Source organism: Streptomyces sp. NPDC057697 (assembly GCF_042799335.1).
Taxonomy (GTDB): domain Bacteria; phylum Actinomycetota; class Actinomycetes; order Streptomycetales; family Streptomycetaceae; genus Streptomyces.
The window spans coordinates 117,505-137,639 of the sequence record NZ_JBHVJA010000007.1; the positions used below are offsets into that span (position 1 = coordinate 117,505).

Annotated in this window: 18 protein-coding genes; 9 read left to right on the forward strand and 9 right to left on the reverse strand. The window is 74.0% G+C overall.

Annotated elements, in window-relative coordinates:
• Positions 1–29: 29 nt before the first annotated feature.
• The 3 genes from ACFVFH_RS19845 to ACFVFH_RS19855 all read right to left on the reverse strand — a co-directional run bounded on the left by ACFVFH_RS19845 (position 30) and on the right by ACFVFH_RS19855 (position 3,389).
• Positions 30–155: an ALQxL family class IV lanthipeptide gene (locus ACFVFH_RS19845; RefSeq protein WP_383770210.1), complete on the reverse strand. Its 126-nt coding sequence runs from the start codon at positions 153–155 to the stop codon at positions 30–32.
• 77 nt (positions 156–232) lie between these two features.
• The gene (gene lanL, locus ACFVFH_RS19850) at positions 233–3,079 is read right to left on the reverse strand and encodes a class IV lanthionine synthetase LanL (RefSeq protein ID WP_383770212.1); all 2,847 of its coding nucleotides are present in this window, start codon (positions 3,077–3,079) and stop codon (positions 233–235) included.
• Between the two features lie 139 nt (positions 3,080–3,218).
• Entirely contained in the window at positions 3,219–3,389 is a 171-nt protein-coding gene (locus ACFVFH_RS19855) for a hypothetical protein (RefSeq protein ID WP_383770215.1), read from the reverse strand.
• Positions 3,390–3,584: 195 nt separating this feature from the next.
• Between ACFVFH_RS19855 and ACFVFH_RS19860 the strand changes: the two genes are divergently transcribed.
• On the forward strand, positions 3,585–4,733 hold the full coding sequence (locus ACFVFH_RS19860) for a hypothetical protein (RefSeq protein WP_383770218.1): 1,149 nt from the start codon (positions 3,585–3,587) through the stop codon (positions 4,731–4,733).
• Positions 4,734–5,024: 291 nt separating this feature from the next.
• Here ACFVFH_RS19860 and ACFVFH_RS19865 read toward each other — a convergent pair whose 3' ends face one another.
• Positions 5,025–8,201: a BTAD domain-containing putative transcriptional regulator gene (locus tag ACFVFH_RS19865; RefSeq protein WP_383770220.1), complete on the reverse strand. Its 3,177-nt coding sequence runs from the start codon at positions 8,199–8,201 to the stop codon at positions 5,025–5,027.
• 201 nt (positions 8,202–8,402) lie between these two features.
• Between ACFVFH_RS19865 and ACFVFH_RS19870 the strand changes: the two genes are divergently transcribed.
• Entirely contained in the window at positions 8,403–9,188 is a 786-nt protein-coding gene (locus ACFVFH_RS19870; protein ID WP_383770222.1) for an SAM-dependent methyltransferase, read from the forward strand.
• Positions 9,189–9,273: 85 nt separating this feature from the next.
• Positions 9,274–10,431, forward strand: coding sequence for a serine hydrolase domain-containing protein (locus tag ACFVFH_RS19875; RefSeq protein WP_383770226.1), 1,158 nt, complete (start codon positions 9,274–9,276; stop codon positions 10,429–10,431).
• 41 nt (positions 10,432–10,472) lie between these two features.
• Here ACFVFH_RS19875 and ACFVFH_RS19880 read toward each other — a convergent pair whose 3' ends face one another.
• Positions 10,473–11,114: a TetR/AcrR family transcriptional regulator gene (locus ACFVFH_RS19880; RefSeq protein WP_383770229.1), complete on the reverse strand. Its 642-nt coding sequence runs from the start codon at positions 11,112–11,114 to the stop codon at positions 10,473–10,475.
• Between the two features lie 113 nt (positions 11,115–11,227).
• Here ACFVFH_RS19880 and ACFVFH_RS19885 point away from each other — a divergent pair, with 113 nt between their 5' ends.
• Positions 11,228–12,280 carry an alpha/beta hydrolase gene (locus tag ACFVFH_RS19885; RefSeq protein WP_383770232.1) on the forward strand — a complete coding sequence of 351 codons (1,053 nt, stop codon included), beginning with the start codon at positions 11,228–11,230 and terminating at the stop codon, positions 12,278–12,280.
• Positions 12,281–12,307: 27 nt separating this feature from the next.
• Here ACFVFH_RS19885 and ACFVFH_RS19890 read toward each other — a convergent pair whose 3' ends face one another.
• Positions 12,308–12,787, reverse strand: a complete 480-nt coding sequence (locus ACFVFH_RS19890) for a GNAT family N-acetyltransferase (protein WP_383770235.1) — start codon at positions 12,785–12,787, stop codon at positions 12,308–12,310.
• 50 nt (positions 12,788–12,837) lie between these two features.
• On the opposite strand from ACFVFH_RS19890, the gene ACFVFH_RS19895 reads away from it, so the two are divergent.
• A complete protein-coding gene (locus tag ACFVFH_RS19895) occupies positions 12,838–13,656 on the forward strand; it encodes an exodeoxyribonuclease III (protein WP_383770238.1) in 819 nt (272 codons plus the stop codon).
• 97 nt (positions 13,657–13,753) lie between these two features.
• On the opposite strand, the gene ACFVFH_RS19900 is transcribed toward ACFVFH_RS19895, so the two are convergent.
• Positions 13,754–14,401, reverse strand: a complete 648-nt coding sequence (locus ACFVFH_RS19900; protein WP_383770734.1) for a MerR family transcriptional regulator — start codon at positions 14,399–14,401, stop codon at positions 13,754–13,756.
• A 194-nt stretch (positions 14,402–14,595) separates the two neighbouring features.
• On the opposite strand from ACFVFH_RS19900, the gene ACFVFH_RS19905 reads away from it, so the two are divergent.
• From ACFVFH_RS19905 to ACFVFH_RS19920, 4 genes are all read left to right on the forward strand, one after another.
• Positions 14,596–16,122, forward strand: coding sequence for a flavin-containing monooxygenase (locus ACFVFH_RS19905; protein ID WP_383770241.1), 1,527 nt, complete (start codon positions 14,596–14,598; stop codon positions 16,120–16,122).
• Positions 16,119–17,084 (forward strand): alpha/beta fold hydrolase, encoded by a 966-nt coding sequence (locus tag ACFVFH_RS19910; protein ID WP_383770243.1) that lies wholly within the window; start codon positions 16,119–16,121, stop codon positions 17,082–17,084. The genes ACFVFH_RS19905 and ACFVFH_RS19910 overlap by 4 nt, the downstream gene beginning before the upstream one ends.
• Entirely contained in the window at positions 17,081–17,974 is an 894-nt protein-coding gene (locus tag ACFVFH_RS19915) for an SDR family oxidoreductase (RefSeq protein WP_383770246.1), read from the forward strand. The genes ACFVFH_RS19910 and ACFVFH_RS19915 overlap by 4 nt, the downstream gene beginning before the upstream one ends.
• 84 nt (positions 17,975–18,058) lie before the next feature.
• Complete coding sequence (locus tag ACFVFH_RS19920) at positions 18,059–18,349, forward strand: hypothetical protein (RefSeq protein ID WP_383770249.1); 291 nt, start codon at positions 18,059–18,061, stop codon at positions 18,347–18,349.
• A 191-nt stretch (positions 18,350–18,540) separates the two neighbouring features.
• Here the strand turns inward: ACFVFH_RS19920 and ACFVFH_RS19925 are convergent, their stop codons facing one another.
• Together ACFVFH_RS19925 and ACFVFH_RS19930 are read right to left on the reverse strand one after the other, a co-directional pair.
• Positions 18,541–18,939 carry a hypothetical protein gene (locus tag ACFVFH_RS19925; protein ID WP_383770251.1) on the reverse strand — a complete coding sequence of 133 codons (399 nt, stop codon included), beginning with the start codon at positions 18,937–18,939 and terminating at the stop codon, positions 18,541–18,543.
• Between the two features lie 145 nt (positions 18,940–19,084).
• Complete coding sequence (locus ACFVFH_RS19930; protein ID WP_383770737.1) at positions 19,085–20,074, reverse strand: serine/threonine dehydratase; 990 nt, start codon at positions 20,072–20,074, stop codon at positions 19,085–19,087.
• Positions 20,075–20,135: the final 61 nt, after the last annotated feature.

The window sequence follows — 20,135 nt, forward strand, 5'->3', positions numbered from 1 at the left end:
GATGCCGGGCCCCTGCGCTGTACGGGCCGTCAGCAGCCGCTGGTCATCCACCGGCAGGCGGTGATCAGGGCGGCGGCGTGCTCCTCGCCGCGGGCGTCCTCGGTGCGGACGTCCTCGGGCAGCACCTGCAGGGCGTCGATGTCGTGCTCCATCATGTCGGTCTCCTTCGTTCGGGAGGGGTGCCGGTCCGGGGTGCGGAACGGCTGCCGGTGGCCGGCGGCCACCGGACGTATCAGGGGGTGGTGCGGGCGCCCTCGGGAAGCCAGGCGCGGGGGCCGCCGTAGCGCAGGCGCAGCAGCAGCGAGAGGCTTCCGGCGAGGCCGGTGGCGTATTCGGCGAGGACCGTCCGCCGGTTCTCGTCCGGGACCAGGAGGCGGCCGTCGCGCAGGACCGCCTGGGCCGCCAGGTGTTCGACGAGGAGTTCCGCGTCGGCGCGGTGGCGGTCGTCGCCGGTCAGTTCGGCCAGGTCCAGGAGGAGTTCGGCGTTGCCCGCCAGGCCGTGGCAGGTGGCGGGGGAGTCCGTCACCCGGCCCGCCCGGACCGCCTCGGCCGCCCCCTCCGCCAGGGCGCGCAGCTCGTCGTGTCGGGAGTCCCCGGCGCCCTCGGCCGCCCACAGGCGGATCAGGAAGGTGCCCACGCCGGACGAGCCGCTGCACCAGTGGCGGGCGAGGTCCGGCGAGTCGGAGAGGTGCCGGGCGCGGTCGACGGGCCAGAGGGCACCCGCCGGGCCGCTGCGGACGGCGCTCGTCAGGGTCTCGCCCGCCGCGACGGCCGCGGCGCGGAAGCGCTCGTCCCCCGTGGCCCCGGCCGCAAGCAGCAGGAACGTGCCGACTCCGGCGACGCCGTGCGCGAAGCCGTAGTGCCAGGAGCCCGCCAGTGCCGAGCCGAAGTCCTCGGGCACCGGCCAGAAGACGCCCTCCGGGGTCTGCCGGGCCGCGCCGAGCAGCCCCTCGGCGGCCTGGGCGGCGCGGTCGAGGAAGCGGTCGTCCCCGGTGCCGTGCCAGAAGTGCAGCTGCGCCAGGCCCGATCCGGCCGCGCCGTGCGTCACATCGGGGTTGGGCCACCGTACGGGCAGCTCCAGGGCCAGCTTCCTGGCGCGTTCGGCGAGGTCGGTGTCGTCCAGCGCACGGGCGGCGTCGAGCAGCGCCCAGGCCGTTCCCGACCGGCCGAAGTGCAGACCGGGCAGCTCCCCGGGGAGTTCGTCCTGCCGGTCGGCGGTCCAGTGCGCGGCGGTCCGCAGCCCCTCGCGCAGCGCTTCGCGGCTCACGGGCCCCGACGTTCCGGCGGGCCGGTCGTCCCACTGGCGCAGCGCCCGTGCGAGCACCGCCACCCCGCCCGCCGAGCCGTGCTGGAGGGCGACCGGGTCGCAGGTCTCGCCGAAGCTGTCCGAGGGCCAGAGCCGTTCCGGGTCGCCGGGGCGCATGGTGGCCAGCAGATGGGCGATGCCGTCGTGCAGCAGGCGGTCGCGGGTGTCCTCGGCCCGGTCCGCGGGGCCCGCCGGGCCGGTGCGGGTGTTCCCGGCCGCGTCCGGGCGGAAGGTGCGGGCCGCCTCCAGGGTCCAGCGTTCGGCGGGCTCGTCCCGCATCAGTCCCAGGACCAGCGGCGCGTAGCCGCGCACCAGGGGCCGGTCGCGGGCGAGGAGTTCGACGAGCGCGGCCAGGCGCTCCTCGTCGGGGCGGGCCGCGGCCTCCGGCAGGTCGGGGGCGAACAGCGGGTCGGCGCCGCTCAGCGCGTGCAGGACGGTCGCGCCCAGGGCGAACAGGTCGGCGGAGGGCGGCAGCGCGGGGGCCACCTGCTCGGCGGCGCGCAGCTCCGGGGCGGTGTAGCCGGGGGTCGCGCCGAGTACCCAGCGCTCGCCCTGCGGGGCGGCCATCTCCAGATCGATCAGCAGCAGCCTGCCGTCCGGGGTGACCATGATGTTGTTGGGGTTGAAGTCGTGCAGGGTGAGACCGGACCCGTGGGCGGCGGCGACCAGGTCGACGAGCCGGCCGACCAGGGACTCGGCCGTCCCGGCGTCCGGGCAGGCGGTACCGTCCTCGGCCAGCCGGTGCGCGACGCTCCGGCGCAGGGTGGTCCCGGGCACCGACTCCACGGCGAGGAAGACACTGCCCTGCTGCTCGAAGACCTCGACGACGCGCGGGACGACCGGGTCCGGGAGGCCGACCTGGTCCGGGCGGTCCGCGCCGAGGCGTTCCAGCAGCGCGGCCTCCCGGCGCAGCAGGTCCCGTACGTCGAGCCCTTCCAGCCCGGCGCCCACGTGGGCCCGCGCCTGCTTGACGACGACCTGCTCCCCGGTCCTGGAGTCCTCGGCCCGGAAGACCCCGCCCTTGTTGGAGTGCTGGATCGCGCCCCGTACGAGATAGCGCCCGTTCAGCAGCACGGGCTTGGCGGTGGCGGTGCTGCGGACCGGGGCGGCCGGGCGGTCGGGGAACGGGTCGCCCGCCCAGGCCGGTGGGCTGAACCAGGCATTGCGCTCGTCGGCGACCTGCCTGCCCTCGGGGTCGGTGAGGAGCGCGGCGTACCCGCCGTCCGGTGTCAGGCGGCGGACGCCGGAGAACACCCCGTACCGGTAGAAGACCTGGCTGTCCGGGCGGTAGCGCCGGTCGGAGAGGATGGCGGGTCCCGGCAGCCCGGCGGTGGCCCGGTGCAACTCCTCGGCGAGCAGCCGGAACTGCTCGTCGTCCGCCGGGTACACGGTGATGAACTTGCCGGACCCGCCCCGGGCGAAGCGCCCCGAGACCAGCCCGGCGACCCGCGCGGGGCTCCCCGCGAACTTGAACCTGCACCGGTGGGCGACCAGCACCTCGGCGGCCCTGGCCAGGGTCAGGGGCGCGGCGAGCGGGGTGGCCGGGACATGGAGCTTCCAGCCCTGCGCCCGCCGCACCGACCCCGCCGGGACCACATGGCACCAGAACTCGCCCTGGTCGACGGTCCATTCCCGGGCCGCGTCCGGTGTCTGCCGGGCGATCACGGCACGCACCAGATCGGGCAGCAGCGCGAGGTCCGCCGGGCGCTCGGCGCGGACGCGCCGGGGCCCCGGTCCTGACGGTGAGGCGGTCTCGGGCAGTGCTGCTGACACGCTGGTCGACCTCGCATCTTGTGGACGGGACGGGACGGGACGGGACGGGGCGGGACTTGGCGGTGGCGCGGGTCCGGGGGGCCTGGCGGACTTGGCGGGCCTGGCAGGTTTGGCGGACCCGGACCCGGGGCCGGTGGGCCTACTGCCGGGGCGGGGCGTACTCGTCGCCCCAGCTGGTGTCGAGGAGCGACGCCGCGACCGTGCCGACCGGCTCCGCGCCGGATCCGTGTGCCGAGGGGAGCGCCGCGACGGCGGCGCCGGCGGACAGCAGGACCGTGAGGACGAGAAGGCTGCGGACGGCTGAGGGCATGGCGCGGCTCCTGGGTCGGGAGTGGGGGCGGCGGCGAGTACCGCGAGGGACGGGGTTCGCCGCCAGATGTCGCGGCTGAGGGGGTTTCGGCCGGACGACCAAAGTTCATCCTCCAACGCCCTGTTGGTCCAGCGCTCCGGGCTGGCAATACCCTGCATGGCACGGAAGTAGCAGGGCCGCATTGCGGGGAAGAACATGACTACAGGGAAAAATTCCGGCGAACTGCCGCGCCTCGATCCGGCGACCGTCGCGGTCTTCGAGCACGCGCTGTCGCTGGGCAGCGTCGGGCGGCGGCACCCCGACGTGCCGCCCGGCCTCGGTCTGGACCCGGAGGAGGTCGAGCGGGCCTGCCGCGCCCTGCTGGCGCTGCGCCTGCTCCGGCCGGCCCCGGGCGACCCCGGTCGGCTGATTCCGGTCAGCCCGGACGCCGCGGCGGCCGAGGTGGTCGGCCCCCGGGAGGCGGAGCTGGCGCGGGCGGCGGCGCACATCCAGGCGGTGCGCGACGAGTTGCAGTCCCTGATGCCGCAGTACCGTGCGGCCCGGCGGGCGCGGAGCGGCGAGGAGGGCATCACCGTACTGCCCGATCTGGCGGCCGCGTCCGCGATGCTCACCGAGGAATCGGCCCGCTGCTGGGACGAGGTGTTCACCGTCCAGCCCGGTGGCGGACGCTCCCCGCACCACCTCCGGGACGCCATCGACCGGGACCTGGCGATGCTCGGCCGGGGCGTGCGGATGCGCACCCTCTACCAGCACTCGGCCCGGACCAGCCTGGCCACCCAGGGATACGTGGAACGGCTCACGGCGGCCGGTGCCGAGTACCGCACTGCCGCCGAACTCCCGGACCGGGCGGTGGTGTTCGACCGGTCCGTGGCCTTTCTTCCCCGGCGCGTGAGCGGTGGCTCGGGCGAGGGCGCGGTGCTCGTCAGGGACGCCGACGTGGTGGCGTACCTGTGCCGGTCCTTCGAGCAGCACTGGTCGGGCGCCACGCCGTTCCGGGGCACCAGCGAGGCCGCCTACAAGGAGGTCGGTGGCAGCATGCGCCGCGCGTTGGTGGGGCTGCTGGCCGAGGGCGTGAAGGACGAGGTGATCGCCCGGCGGATGGGCATGTCGCTGCGCACCTGTCGACGGCACATCGCGGAACTGCTGGAGGAGCTGGGTGCTTCGTGCCGCTTCCAGGGCGGTGTCCTCGCCGAACGCGCGGGCCTCACGGCCCCGGCGCCGCCCGGCGCGCCGGGCGAAGTGGTCGGTGGGTGTGTCGACGTGTCCGATGTGCCGGAAGAGTCCGGAGGGTCCGTGGTGCCTGGTGGGCCTGTCGCGCCCGTTGCGGGTCAGGTGACTCCCTGAGCGGTTGCCGCGTCGGAGCCTGGGGCGTGTCGATGTGTGCGAGGTACTGGATGGGTTCGGCGGGGTCCTGACGACCGGCGTGGCGGGCATGGCGGGCATGGCGGGCGTGGCGGGGATGGTCTGTGTGCCTGTTGTGCCCGTTGTACCTGTTGTGCCTGTGTGGGTCGGGCGTTTCCCTGAGCGGTTCTAACGTCGGAGCCGGGGCGCGTTAGACGATGCTCAGCGAAGCGTTGGTGGCCGTCGTGGCCGCACTCGTACGCGCTGCGGTCGGCTTGCTTCGCGGCGCACCCGTCAGGAAGGTACGGGCCGGTCGGCGCCGTCCGGTGCCGCCGGGAGGTCCACCGGGCTCCCCAGGGCCTTCAGCTGGGACCTGGCCCGGTCGACCCCCTCCTGGAAGCCCTGGCTCGCGGCCTCCGCGAGTGCCTGACGGGCGCAGCTCTCCGCCGCGTCCCGCTCGCCCAGCGCGAGCAGCGCCTCACCCCGGCTCAGCCGTAGCGCGGCCCTGCGCATGACGCCCAGGCCCGTCGTCACCCCGTGGTCGTCGAGCGCCAGCGCGTACGCCGTGCAGCGTTCCGCCGCCGCGATGTCGCCCCGGGCCAGGAGCTGGTGCGTCCGGTGCTGGAGCGCGAGGAGTTCGGTGAGGACGTCCTGCGCCTCGCGGGCGAGCCGGACCGCGCGGGTGACGTGGCGCAGCGAGGCGCCGGTGACCCCGTCCGAGTCCAGTGCGACCGCCAGGTTGACCAGGGCGATGGCCTCGCTCGACGGGTCGTGCGCGCGGGCCGCGAGGGCGGGCGCGAGCTCCAGCTGGACGAGCGCCTCGGACAGCTGCCCCTCCCGGGTCAGCACCCAGCCCAGCAGCGCCCGTACCCGGGACTCCGCGTCCGGGTCGTCCAGGCGCCTGCTGGCCTCCAGGGCCTGTTCGAGCAGCGGCGCCCAGCCGTCCCGGACGCACCACACCACGTACGGCCACTGGAGCACGGCCAGGCGCCAGGCCCGGTCGTCGTGGCCCGCCGCGCGGGCGGCGGTGACCGCGGCGGCCAGGTTCTCGCGCTCCGCCGCGTACCACCGCAGAGCGGCGGCCCGGTCGGGGAACGACCGGGCCGGGGTGTCGGCCGCCGCCTCCCGGGGCAGGGCGCAGCAGGGTTTCTCGCCCGGTTCGGCGGCGAGGGACGCGGCGAGCGCGGTGGCCGTGTAGCCGTCCAGCAGCCGCAGCAGCGCCCCTTCATCGGTGCCGAGCCCGCGCGCGTACAGCCGGACCAGATCGTGCAGGGAGTAGCGGCCGGGGGCGCACTCGGTCACCAGATGGGCCCCCGCGAGCCGTTCGAGCGCCTCGGCCGCCACAGCGGGATCGCGGCCGAGCAGCGCGGCGGCGGCGTACCGCTCCAGATCCGGCCCGGGGACCACCCCGAGCAGGGCGAAGAGCCGCACCGCCTCCGGCGGCAGCCCCTGCACCGTGATGCGGAGCGCCGCCGCGACCCCCGACTCCTCCGCCTCGTCGAGCGAGAGCAGGGCCAGCCGCCGCTGCTCGTCCGCGAGTTCGTCCGCGAGCTCGGCGAGCCGCCAGTGGGGTCTGGCCGCCAGCTGTGCCGCCGTGATGCGCAGCGCGAGGGGCAGCCCGTCGCAGAGCCGGGCCAGCCGGTCCGCCGCCTCGGGCTCGGCCGCCACCCGCTCCTCGCCGACCGCCGCGGCGAGGAGTTCGGTGGCGGGCACCGGCCCCAGGACGTCGAGCGGCACCGGCCGGGCCAGCTCCTCGACGATCAGCCCGCCGAGCCGGACGCGCGAGGTGACCACGGCGGCCGAGCCGGTCCCCGAGGGCAGCAGCGGGCGGACCTGGTCGGTGCCGCGCGCGTTGTCGAGGACGACCAGGAGCGCGCGTTCCCGGGTCAGTTCGCGGTACAGCGCGGTGGCGGCCGTCGAGGAGTCGGGGAGGTCGCGCGCCGGTACCCCGAGCGCGAGCAGGAACTCCCGTACGGTCTCCCCGGGTTCGGCCGGTACGCCGCCGAAGCCGCGCAGGTCGGCGAAGAGCGTGCCGCCCGGGTAGCGGGCCTGGCCGCGGTGCGCCCAGCGGAGCGCGAGCGCGGTCTTGCCCACACCGGCGGGGCCGGTCACCAGCGCTACGGCCCCGGCTCCGGCGATCCGGTCCAGCGCGGCCAACTCCGCGTCCCGGCCCAGGAACCCCCGTACCCCGCGCGGCAGCAACCGCGGCACGGGGTCGGAGGGGGTGGGGGCGGAGAGGCGGGGGTCGGAGGACGCGAGGCCGGAGGGGGAGAGGCCGGAGGGGGAGAGGCCGGAGGGGGAGAGGCCGGAGCATGCGGGGCAGGAGGGGCCGGGGCAGGAGGGGCTGGGGTCGGAGGGGCTGGTGTCGGAGGGAGTGGGCCAGGCCGGCACGCGAGCAGGACCGGCCCCCGGCCCCGGGGCGGCTTCCATGACCGGCCCGGTCCCAGTCCCTGGCACCAGGCCGAGTCCGTTCCCCGACATCAGCCCAGCCCCCGGCCCCGACACCGGCCCCAGCTCAGCCCCGCACCCGATCCCCGGCCCCAGCCCAGCCCCCGGCCCCGACACCGGCCCCAGCTCAGCCCCGCACCCGATCCCCGGCCCCAGCCCAGCCCCCAGCCCAGCCCCCGGCCCCGACACCGGCCCCAGCCCAGCCCCGCGCCCAATCCCCGGCCCCAGCCCAGCCCCCAGCACAGGCAGCAGGTCCACCGGGCCGGGGCCGGTCGCCCCCGCGGGGTCGCCGTGCAGGATCGTTTCGTAGGCGGCTCGCAGCCCCGGGCCCGGGGCGACGCCCAGTTCGTCGGCGAGCAGGCAACGGGTGCGGTGGTACCGGTCGAGCGCGTCCGACCGGCGCCCCGCCCGGCACAGCGCCAGGATCAACGCCTCGGCCAGTGACTCGCGCAGCGGGTACGCCGTCGCCTCCGCCTGGAGCACGGCCACCGCACCGGCCCGGTCCCCGAGCCGCTCGTGGGCCGCCGCCAGGCTCTCCACCACATCGAGCCGGGCCTCCTCCAGCGCCCGCGCCGCGGCCCGCAGCGAGGCGCTCGGGGTGGCGCCGTCGAGCGCCGGGCCGTGCCACAGCGCGAGCGCCCCACCGAGGTCGGCCACCGCGTCGGCGGGGCGCCGGCGGAGCCCGCCGCGCCGGGCGAGCCGCTCGAAACGGCAGGTGTCGAGCAGCGCCTCCGGCACCTCGAACACGTACGACCGGCCCCGGGTCAGCAGGCAGACCCCGTGCTCCCCGGCATCGGCCGAGGCCAGCAGGGCCCGCAGCCGCGAGACATGTCCCTGAACGACCGTACGGGCATGAGCGGGTGGCGCGTCGTCCCAGAGCGCGGTGATCAACTGATCGACGGGGACCGCCGAGTTGGCCCTGAGGAGCAGCGCCGCGAGCACACTGCGCCGCTTGGCGGGGCCCAGTGGCAGCTCTCCCGCGCCGGTGACGGCCCCCACCCTGCCGAGCAGCCGGAAATCCATCAGCGCCTCCCCATCGGTGCGAGAACGCTCAGCGTCAGGGCCGCCGGGTCGCGCCCGGAGGCCGTGCCCCGGACCGACGATCTTACGAGCCCTGCCATCGGCCCCGGGAACCGCGTCGCCTACGCTGGGCGCGTTCGCACGCGCGTGGATTCCCCCGCGATTCCGCGCTCATGGATTCTCCGTACCGCGAGGAGCGCCCCCGTGCCGGTCGACCAGCCCGAGCCCCGGATCGACACCAGCAAGCCCCATCCCGCCCGCGTCTACGACTGGCTGCTCGGCGGCAAGGACAACTACCCGGTCGACCAGCAGGTGGCCGAGAAGCTGCCCGCGGAGGCGCGGGGCAACGCCGCGCGGAACCGGGCCTTCATGCACCGGGCCTCCGCCTGGCTGGCCCGCACCGGGGTCGACCAGTTCCTCGACATCGGCACCGGCATCCCCACCGAACCCAATCTGCACCAGGTGGTCCAGGGCATCGTCCCGTCCGCCCGGATCGTCTACGCGGACAACGACCCGATCGTGCTGCGGCACGCGGAGGCGCTGCTGATCAGCAGCCCGGAGGGTGTCACCGACTACATCCACGCGGATGTGCGCCGGCCGGAGGCGATCCTCGAACACGCCCGTGAGCTGCTCGACTTCGACCGGCCCATCGCGCTCTCCCTCATCGCGCTCCTGCACTTCCTGCCGGACGACGAGGACCCGTACGGCCTCACCCGAACCCTGGTCGACGCGCTGCCCGCCGGCAGCTACCTGGTGGTCTCGCACGGTACGGCCGACCAGCACCCGGAGCTGAAGCAGGAGACCGAGAGCGCGTACAAGAAGGGGGCGATCCCGCTGCGGATGCGTACCCGGAGCGAGGTCGAGCCCTTCTTCGACGGGCTGGAGATGGTCGAGCCGGGGCTGGTCTTCGCCACCGAGTGGTACCGCGAGGAGCCCGCGCCGGTGCGGGAGCGCAGCGGCTTCTACGTGGGGGTCGGCCGGGTGCGCTGAGCCGTCGGGGCGTACGTCCGGGGCCGATGAGTCCAGGACGGTGCGGCGGTCCTTCCTCCGGACGCACGGGCGAGAGGGTGGACCGATGAGCAATCTGCACGATGTCCTGAGCAAGCATGTCGGCGGCGGAGCGGCGCCGGGAGCCGTCGGCCTGGTGGCCCGCGGGGACCGGGTCGAGGTGGCGGCGGTCGGCTCCGCCGACGCGGACGGCACGGTCCCGATGGAGCGGGACTCGGTCTTCCGTATCGCCTCGATGACCAAGCCGGTGATCGCCGCGGCGACCATGGTGCTGGTCGAGGAGGGCCGGATCGCGCTGGACGAACCGGTGCGGCAGTGGCTGCCGGAGCTGGCGGCGCCGATGGTGGTCCGTACGCCCGCCTCCCCGGTCGACGACGTGGTGCCCGCGGAGCGGGTCATCACCGTGGCCGATCTGCTCACCTTCCGGGCCGGGTACGGCTTCCCGTCGGACTTCTCGCTGCCCGCGGTCGGGCTGTTGTCCAGCGAGCTGAAGCAGGGGGCGCTGCGCCCCCGGGACGTCGTGGCGCCGGACGCGTGGATGGCCGCGCTGTCCGGTATCCCGCTGCTCCACCAGCCGGGCGAGGCATGGCTGTACAACACCTGCTCCGACATCCTCGGCGTGCTGATCGCCCGGGTCTCGGACCGGCCGCTGTCCGAGTTCCTGGCGGAGCGGCTGTTCGAGCCGCTGGGCATGGCCGACACCGGTTTCTCCGTGCCGCCGTCCGAGGCCGACCGGTTCACCAGCCTCTACCGCACCACCCCCGAGGGCGACGGCCTCCGGCTGGTCGACGCCCCGGACGGGCAGTGGAGCGCTCCACCCGTGTTCCCGTCCGGGGCGGGCGGGCTGGTCTCGACCGCCGACGACTGGTACGCCTTCGCCCGGATGCTCCTCGCTGAGGGGCACGCCGGGAAGAGCGGCCGCCGGCTGCTCTTTGCCGAGTCGGTGCGGCTGATGACCACCGACCACCTGACGGCGGCGCAGCGCGAGGGCGGTGCGATGTTCCTGGAGGGCCAGGGCTGGGGGTACGGGGGTTCGGTCGACGTCGCGGCGGTCGAGCCCTGGAACGTTCCGGGGCGCTACGGCTGGGTGGGCGGCTCGGGGACGACCGGGCACCTCACGCCCGCCACCGGTACGGTCGCCGTCCTGCTGACCCAGCTGGAGATGACCGGGCCGACCCCGCCCGCACCGATGCGGGAGTTCTGGACGTACGCGGCCGGAGTCTGAGGGCCCCGGGCGCGGGGCGGGCGGCCCCGGGCCCCCGGGTGTCAGTTCGGCCGCAGGCGCCGGTCCTGATCAAGCAGCGCATCCCCGGCCCGGCCCCGCAGGCCGTACAGCACCATGTCCGCCAGGCGCTCCGGCAGATCCGGTTCGAGCGGGCGGTGGCCGAGCAGGGCACGGGTCTGGAGCGGGGAGCAGAGCAGTTCGAGCGCCAGGGCCGTGTCGGTGTCCGCCGGGAGCTCCCCGCGCTCGACGGCCCGGCCGACGATGACGCCCGCCTGATCGAGGCGGGACTGCCAGAAGGTCTGCCAGGCCTCGGCGAGGCCGGGGTCGTCGGAGCTGAGCGAGGCGGCGCGGGCGATGGCGCGGCCGGTCGGCGTGGCGAGGTACCCGGCCAACGCGCGGGCGAAGGCGGCCAGATCGGTGCGGACGGCCCCGGTGTCGGGGACGGGGATGCCCTCGTCGCTCCCGGCGAGCATGGCATCCAGCACGAGCTTCTCCCGGCTGCCCCAACGCCGGTACACCGTGCTCTCGTTGACGCCTGCGCGAGCCGCGACCTCGGCGATGCTGAGCCGGGCGATGCCCTCCTCGGCCAGCACCTCCATGGCGGCCGCCAGCACGGCCTTGCGGACGCGCGCGGCGCGGCCCCCGGGGCGGCGGCGGATCGGCTCCGATTCTTCCTCGGTCATGTATCGATCACCTCGGCCACCACCTTAACGCAAGTTGCTTGCGTTAAGGATTGCGTGGGTGCATAGTCGCTAATGCAAGAGATCAGGCTTTAAGTGCAGCAGGAGGCAGCACCATGTCATTCACCTGGCCCCTGGACCCGCAGGAACTGTTCGTCGAGCGCTATCCGCAGATGACCCTCGGCCTTCCCGTCGACGAGGTGGACGCGGTCCGTGCCGCCGTCACCGAGATGTGGCCCGACCGGCCCGGCGGCTGGGTGTACGAGTGGTCCGCGCTCGCCGCCCGGCATGCCGAGGCCGGGCAGCACCGGCTGGCCGCGCAGGCGTACGGCTGGGCGAAGTTCCCCTCGCTGGCCGACGCCCCGAAGCGCACCGCGCTCGCCCGCCAGGTCGAGCAGTACGCCCTCGCCGCCCCCGGCTTCCCGGTGGAGTTCGAGCGCCGCACGCTCACCGTTCCGTACCGGGGCGGCGAGGCCACCCTGCCGGTCCACCTGATAGCCGCCCCCGGCCTGCCCGCCGACGCGCCGGTCGTGCTGGCCAGTGGAGGGGTGGACTCCTGGAAGACCGACCTGCACGGGATGTGGGAGCAGCTCGCGTTCGCCCTGCCGGCGCGGCTGCTGCTGTTCGACCTCGCGGGCACCGGCGAGACCGCCCATCTGCCGATGACCCCGGACGGCGGGGCCGAGGTGGTCGCTGGGCTGGTCTCCTTCGCCCGCGCGACCGGGAACGGGAAGGTCGGCCACTTCGGCATCTCGATGGGCGGCTACTACTCCGCGCGGAGCGGGCTGACCGGCGCGGTCGACGCCTCCGTGGTGCTCGGCGGTCCGGTGGAGCGCTCCTTCGCCCCGGGCCGGGGCTTCGCCTTCGGCATGGACGGCATCGTCGGCAACGCCCTGGGCTTCGACGCCATGCCGAGCACGGCCGCGCGCGAGGCGGCATTCGCGGCCTTCGACCTGCGCCCGCTGCTGGACCGGGACACCAATGGGCCGATGCTGGTGGTCAACGGGACCGAGGACGTCCATGTCCCGCTGGACGACACCCTGGTGTTCGAGGGCCGCCGGGACACCCGGGTCGTGCTGATCCCGGACACCGGCCACTGCGCCATCTCGCGCTTCGACGAGGCGATGGCCGTGATCGCCCCCTGGCTGAAGGACACCCTGACCGGCTGACCGGGCGCTTCCGTCGCCCGGCGGCGGCTACCGCAGCGGCTTCGCGAAGCAGCGGCTGCTGTCGTACGTGCGGTAGTGGCCGAACTTCTCGCACGGGGCGTATCCGCTGGACGCGTACAGCGCGATCGCCTCGGGCTGCTGGTCCCCGGTCTCCAGCACCATGCGGACCCGGCCCGCCGCCCGCGCGTCGTCCTCCAGGGCGGCCAGGATGCGGCGGGCCAGCCCGTTGCCCCGGCCCTCGGGTATCACGAACATCCGCTTGAGCTCGGCGTCGCCGTCCGAGTACCCCTCGTCGTTCCGCTCCTGGGAGCGCCAGCCGCCGGTGGCGACGGGGCGGCCCCGCGCATCGTAGGCGAGCAGATACAGACCGTTCGGCGGCACGAACATCGTGGGGTCGAGCGGTGTGACATCGCCCTCGTCCCCGTAGCGCTCGGCGTATTCGAGCTGCACCTGGTCGTTGAGTTCGACGGCATCGGGGTGGTCGAAGGGACGGGGCTGGATATGCATACGAAGAATGGTACATGTATGCAGCCGCTAAGTGTCGGTATCGTGCCGTAATGCTCACCACCGTGACCACCGTCAATGTAAACGGGCTCCGTGCCGCCGCCAAGAAGGGCTTCGTCGAGTGGCTGGCCCGGACCGAGGCCGATGTGATCTGCCTCCAGGAGGTACGGGCCGAGCCGGAGCAGCTGCCCCAGGAGGTGCGTGATCCCGAGGGCTGGCACACCGTGCACGCCCCGGCCGCCGCCAAGGGGCGGGCCGGGGTCTCCCTGTACACCCGGCGTGCGCCCGAGCGCGTGCAGATCGGGTTCGGCGGCTTCGGGGACGCCGGGAGCGAGGAGTTCGACACGAGCGGCCGCTACGTCGAGATCGACCTGCCGGGCATCACGGTCGCGAGCCTGTACCTGCCCTCCGGCGAGGTCGGCACCGAGAGGCAGGACGAGAAGGAGCGGTTCATGGCCGCGTTCCTCCCGTATCTGAAGGGCCTGAGGAAGCGCGCCGCGGCCGGTGGCCGCGAGGTGGTGGTGTGCGGCGACTGGAACATCGCCCACCAGGAGGCCGACCTGAAGAACTGGAAGGGCAACAAGAAGAACTCAGGCTTCCTCCCCGAGGAGCGGGAGTGGCTGACCCGGGTCTTCGACGAGGCCGAGTACGTCGATGTCGTACGGTCCCTGCACCCCGACGAGGAGGGTCCGTACTCCTGGTGGTCCTACCGCGGGCGGGCCTTCGACAACGACACCGGCTGGCGGATCGACTACCAGGTGGCGACGCCGGGGCTGGCCGGGCGCGCGGTGAAGGGCTGGGTCGAGCGGGCCGCGACGCATGCCGAGCGGTGGAGCGACCATGCGCCCGTGACGGTGGTCTTCGAACAGTAGAGCGTGCGAACGCGGGGAGTGCCGGGCCGTCCGGGCCGGGCAGTATCCCGGCGTGCGATCAAGGAAAACGTCCCGTCGGCCGCCGTGCGGCCATCCGTCAGTCAGGGTTCCGCGGCGGTTCGTCGGTGTGCTCGCGGCGCAGGCGCCGGTCCAGGGCCATGGAGAGTTCGGCGTCCACCACCGCGCGGGCCAGCGGGCGCAGCTGGGGTGGTTCGGGGTCGTCGCTGTGGTTCTCCAGGACGCCCACGAAGAGCTCGGCGAGCGCGTCGGCGTGCTCGCGGACGCGGCGTCCGGCCGAGAGCACCGTGGCGAGCGGGACCCCTTCCCGGACCAGCTCGGAGGAGACCTCCAGCAGCCGGCGGCTGATGTGGACGATCTCGTCGCCGTCGGTGGCGAGATAGCCGAGGTCGAGGGCGGCGGCCAGGTTCTCCGCGCTGGTCTCGCCCTCGAAGTAGTCCGCGAGCTGCTCGGGCGTGAGGCGCACCGGGGTCTCCTCGGTCGGCTCGCCCAGCCCCAGCACCTCGGCGACGTCCCGGCCGCTCTCGAAGGTGCGGGCCAGATCGGCGATGCCGGTGAGGGTGTGGCCGCGTTCCAGCAGGCCCGTGATGGTGCGCAGCCGGGCCAGGTGGTGGTCGTCGTACCAGGCGATGCGCCCCTCGCGGCGGGGCGGCGAGATCAGCCCGCGCTCCCGGTAGAAGCGCACGGTCCGCACGGGGATCCCGGCCTCCTTGGCCAGCTCCTCCATGCGGTATTCGCGGTGCTCGCGTCCTTCAGCCACCCCCGCACCCTACCGGCCGGGACCGGGGAGGGGACCGCATGTTGTACCGCCGGTAACTTTCCCCCGCCGACCCCTACCCATCGGTACGGAGCTGCTCTACTCTCCCAACAATGCCAGTGATTGCTGGCAGAGTCGTGTGACGTACCGCGGGAGGCGGCAGCATGGCCCAGCACGAGCATGTACGAGTGGCGGTGATCGGTTCCGGGTTCGGGGGCCTCGGGGCGGCGGTCCGGCTGCGCCGCGAAGGCATCACGGACTTCGTCGTCCTGGAGCGGGCCGACTCCGTCGGCGGCACCTGGCGCGACAACAGCTATCCGGGCTGCGCCTGCGACGTGCCGTCCCACCTCTACTCGTTCTCGTTCGCACCCAACCCGGAGTGGCCGCGCACCTTCTCCGGGCAGCAGCACATCCGCGCCTACCTGGAGCACGTCGCCGACACCTTCGGGCTGCGCCCGCACCTCAGGCTGGGCCATGAGGTGACGGTCATGCGCTGGGACCGCGAGGAGCTGCGCTGGACCATCGAGACGGCGAACGGGGCCTCCTTCACCGCCGAGGTCGTGGTCTCCGCGAGCGGCCCGCTCTCCGACCCGAAGACTCCGGACATCCCCGGACTCGACGGCTTCCCCGGCAAGGTCTTCCACTCGGCCCGCTGGGACCACGACGCCGACCTGACCGGCAAGCGCGTCGCCGTGATCGGCACCGGCGCCTCCGCCATCCAGATCGTGCCCGCCATCCAGCCGAAGGCCGGGCGCCTGACGCTCTTCCAGCGCACCCCGCCCTGGGTCATGCCGCGCATGGACCGCAGGATCAGCGGCGCCGAACGCTGGCTGCACCGCACCCTGCCCATCACCGGCACCGCCCGCCGCGGACTGCTCTGGGGCATACGCGAGTTGCAGGTCAGCGCCTTCACCAAGCATCCGGGCGAGCTCGGCATGGTCGAGAAGATAGCCAAGGCCAACATGGCGCGGGCCATCAAGGACCCCGCGCTGCGGGCCAAGCTGACCCCCTCGTACCGCATCGGCTGCAAGCGCATCCTGCTCTCCAGCGCCTACTACCCGGCGCTCGCCCAGCCCAATGTGGACGTGGTCGCCTCCGGCCTGGCCGAGGTGCGCGGCTCCACGCTCGTCGCCTCCGACGGCACGGAGACGGAGGTCGACGCGATCATCTTCGGGACCGGCTTCCATGTCACCGACATGCCGATCGCCGAGCGGGTGGTGGGCGCGGACGGCAGCACGCTCGCCGACTCCTGGAAGGACGGCATGCAGGCGCTGCGCGGCGCCAGCGCCGCCGGTTTCCCCAACTGGATGACGATCATCGGCCCCAACACGGGCCTCGGGAACTCCTCGATGATCCTCATGATCGAGTCCCAGCTGAACTACATGGCCGACTACCTGCGCCAGCTGGACGTGCTCGGCGGACGGGTCGCCCTCGACGCGCGGCCCTCGGCGGTCGGCACCTGGAACCGCCGCGTCCAGGACCGGATGAAGCGCACGGTGTGGAACACCGGCGGCTGCAACAGCTGGTACCTGGACGCCAACGGGCGCAACACCACGGTCTGGCCGGGCACCACCTCCGAGTTCCGCAAGGCCACCCGATCGGTCGACCTCTCCGAGTACGAGGTCGTACGGCCCCCCGGCAAGCAGGCCGTCGCCGCGCGCAAGGCCGTCGCCGAGGAGGTCGTGGGATGAGCCGGCTGCTCAAGGCCGCCGCCGCCCCGCCCGTCCCCACGCGCGAGCTGACCGCGCGCTCCGCCGACGGCGCCCGCATCCATGTCGAGGTGCACGGGCGGGACGGCGCCCCCGCGGTGGTCCTCGCGCACGGCTGGACGTGCAGCACCCGCTTCTGGGACGCCCAGGTCAGGGACCTCGCGGTGGACCACCGGGTCGTCGCCTACGACCAGCGGGGCCACGGCCGTTCGCCCGCCGTGGGCCGCGAGGGGTACAGCACGGACGCCCTCGCCGACGACCTCGAAGCGGTGCTGGCCGCCACCCTCGCGCCGGGCGAGCAGGCCGTGATCGCCGGGCACTCCATGGGCGGCATGACGCTCATGGCCGCCGCGCGCCGGGCCGGACTGCGGGAACACGCGGCCGCCGTACTGCTGTGCAGCACCGGCAGTTCCAGGCTGGCCGCCCAGTCGCTGGTGGTGCCGTTCGGCGCCGGGGCCGTCCGGACCGCGGTGACCCGTGCGATCCTCCGTGCGAAGGCCCCCCTCGGACCGGTCACACCGATTTCCAGGCGGATGCTCAAGTACGCCACGATGGGAGCGGGCTCCGCACCGGACCGGGTGGACACCTGCGCCCGGATCGTGCACGCCTGCCCGCGCGGCGCCAGGGCGCCCTGGGGCCGTGTCCTCGCGGATCTCGATCTCGACGCGGGCGTACGGGAGTTGAGAGTGCCCGCCGCGGTGATCGCGGGTACGGAGGACCGGATGACACCGCCCGCGCACGCCCGCGCCCTCGCGGCGGCGCTGCCCGACTGCCTGGGGCTCACCGAGCTGACGGGCATGGGGCACATGACACCCGTGGAGGCGCCGGAGGCGGTCACGGCGAAGATCCGGGAGCTCGTCACCGCGTACCTCCCGGCGGGCGGTACGGGAACGAGCACAGGCACGGGCACGGACGGTACGGCCGAGAAGGAGGAGGTCGCATGAGCGACAGGCGGAGTCTCGAAGGACAGGTCGTCGTCGTCACCGGCGCGGCGCGCGGCGTGGGCGAACTGCTGGCCCGCAAGCTCTCGGCACGTGGCGCGAAGCTCGCGCTGGTCGGTCTGGAACCGGATGAACTGAAGAAGGTCTCCGAGCGGCTGCACGCGGAGAGCGACCACTGGTTCGCCGACGTCACCGACCACGACGCGATGGCGCGCGTGGCCCAGGAGGTCAAGGCCCGGTTCGGGAAGATCGACGTCGTCGTCGCCAACGCCGGGGTCGCCTCCGGCGGGCCGTTCGTCGACTCGGACCCCGAGGCGTGGCGGCGGGTCATCGAGGTCAATCTGATCGGTGGCGCGGTCACCGGACGGGCCTTCCTGCCGGTGCTCATGGAGAGCCGCGGCTACTTCCTCCAGATCGCCTCGCTCGCGGCGATGACACCCGCGCCGATGATGACCGCGTACTGCGCGTCCAAGTCCGGCGTGGAGGCGTTCGCGCACAGCCTGCGGGCCGAGGTCGGCCACCGGGGCGTGAAGGTCGGGGTCGGCTATCTCTCCTGGACCGACACGGACATGGTGCGCGGCGCCGACCAGGACGACGTGATGCGGGAACTGCGGCAGCGGCTGCCCTGGCCGGCCAACCGCACCTATCCGCTGGGCCCCGCCGTCGACCGGATCGTGGCCGGCATCGAGCGCCGGTCCCCGCACGTGTACGCGCAGTGGTGGCTGCGCGGGATGCAGTCAGTGCGGGGGTATCTGCCCTCGCTGATAGGGGTCGTCGGCCAGCGGGAGGTCCGCAGGTTCGGGTCCCGGCTGGACGGCGTGAGCAAGGGCCTCGTGGGCGCCGGGGGCGCCGCGGACCGGGACGCGAGGGCGGCGAACACGCAGCGTAAGTGATCGACATGCGGTGGGTGGCGGGGGCTGCGACGCTGAACGAGGTCCTCACGGACCGCCCCCAAGCACCCACGAGGAGTGAACGGCATGGGTATCGCAGACCAGTTCAAGGACAAGGCGCAGCAGCTCGCTGACCAGGCGAAGAAGAAGGCCGACGAGGGCCGCGACGAGGGCCGGGAGCGGATGCGCCCCGAAGGTCAGGAGCGGATGCGGCCCGAGGACCGGGAGCGGATGCGCCCCGAGGGCCGGGAGCGGATGGGCGCCGAAGGCCGGGAGCGGATGCAGGGCGCGTCCGAGCGGGCCTCGAAGACGTCGCAGCAGGGCCGCGACAAGGCCCGGGGCGCCGCGGACGAGCTCCGCGAGCGCCGCGACCGCTGACGCCGGTCCGCGGCACCGCGTGTGACCGGTGAGGGGCGCGCCCGGGTTCCGGGCGCGCCCTTTCCGCACGGCGCTGGTGCCGCGGTGCCTGGCGGGCGCGGACGATCTCCCCGTCAGGCACGGATGATCTCCCCGTCAGGCACGGATCAGACCCGATTAGACCCGATCAGACTCGATCGGATCAGATCAGATCAGGACGGGTCGGGGAGGTGGGACCAGCCGGTCCAGTTTCCGCCGTTGTCACGCCAGTTGGCCCACAACCAGCCGTCGGATCCCTTGAGGACGAGAGCGAAGAGGTAGGGGCGTACCTCCTGAGTACGGATGCCGACCCCGCTGTACCACTCCCCGCCCATGGACGACCACGAGGTCCAGCCCCCGGACTTCGTCCAGCGCGTCCACACCGCACGGTCGGTGCCGATCGCGAACTCCTGCTTCGTGCCGTCGGGGAGCGTCGTGGTGCTCACGCCGTACTCGCAGATGATGGTGCCGCCACCGATGTTGCAGTAGTCGACCGCCTGTGCCGGGGTGGCGGCCACCGCCATGCCCGCGACGACGGTGGCCGTGAGGAGAGCGGCCTTGATTCTCTTCATCCTGAGTCCCTTTGTTCGCCCGAAACGCAACCCTCACACTCTCCGGTCCACCGCTGATGTTCTGCTCACGTCCCGCTTATGCCCACGGACCAGGGCGGTTCGGGATGCCTTGCGGCGACCGGGGCCGGCCCCGGCGGTCCCGGTCTCAGCTGCCGGCCGCCGGGCGCACCAGGTCGCGCGGGTCGGTGTTCGCCCCGCACAGCACGACGGCGATCCGCTCGCCGTCGCCCGGCCGGTAGCCCGGGTCCGGCGCGGTGAGGGCGGCCAGCGCGGTGGCGGCGGCGTGTTCGACGGCGACGCGGTGCTGGTCCCACAGCGCCTGGCGGGCGCGGACGATCTCCACGTCCGGGACGAGGACCGAGCGGACGTCGTTCTCGCGCACCGCGTGCAGTGCCAGGGGGGTGGCGCGCCGGGCGCCGAGGGAGTCGACGGCGACCGAGTCGACGGGCACGTCCACCGGCGCCCCGGCCGCGATGGCGGCGTTCAGCGAACGGCAGTTCTCCGGCTCGACGGCGACCGTACGGATGCCGTGGTGCCGGGCGGCGGTGGCGACCCCCGCGAACAGCCCGCCGCCGCCGACCGAGACCACCACGGTGTCCAGGCCGGGGATCCGGGCGTGGATCTCCTCCAGCAGGGTGCCGGCCCCGGCGGCGATCAACGCATGGTCGTAGGCGTGCGCGGCGAGCGCGCCCGACGAGGCGGCGAACTCCTCGCACGCTTCGAGGGCTTCGGCGTACTCCGTGCCGACCAGCCGCACGTCCGCCCCGAACTCACGGAGCCTGGCCACCTTCACCGCCGGGGCGGTGCCCGGCAGGAACACCGTGGCCCGTACGCCCTGCTGCTGGGCGGCCCACGCGCAGGCCAGCCCGGCGTTGCCGCCGGAGGCGATGGTCACCCCCGCGTCCGGCAGGGTGCCCGCCTCGCGGTGGGCCTGGAGGAAGTTCTGCGCGCCGCGCGCCTTGAAGGAGCCGGTGTACTGCATGAACTCCAGCGCGAACCACATCTCGTACGGTTCCCCGGACGCCGCCGCGCCACCCGGTGCGACGGGCGCGACAGGCGCGACGGCGACCGGGCGGATGCGCCCGGCGGTCCGGTCGGTGGCGGCCTTGATGTCGTCGTAGCTGAGCTGGTCCACGTCGGTGCTCCTGCGGAGAGTCGGGCCGGGATGGTCGAGGTGCGGCACCGGGAAGCCGGGT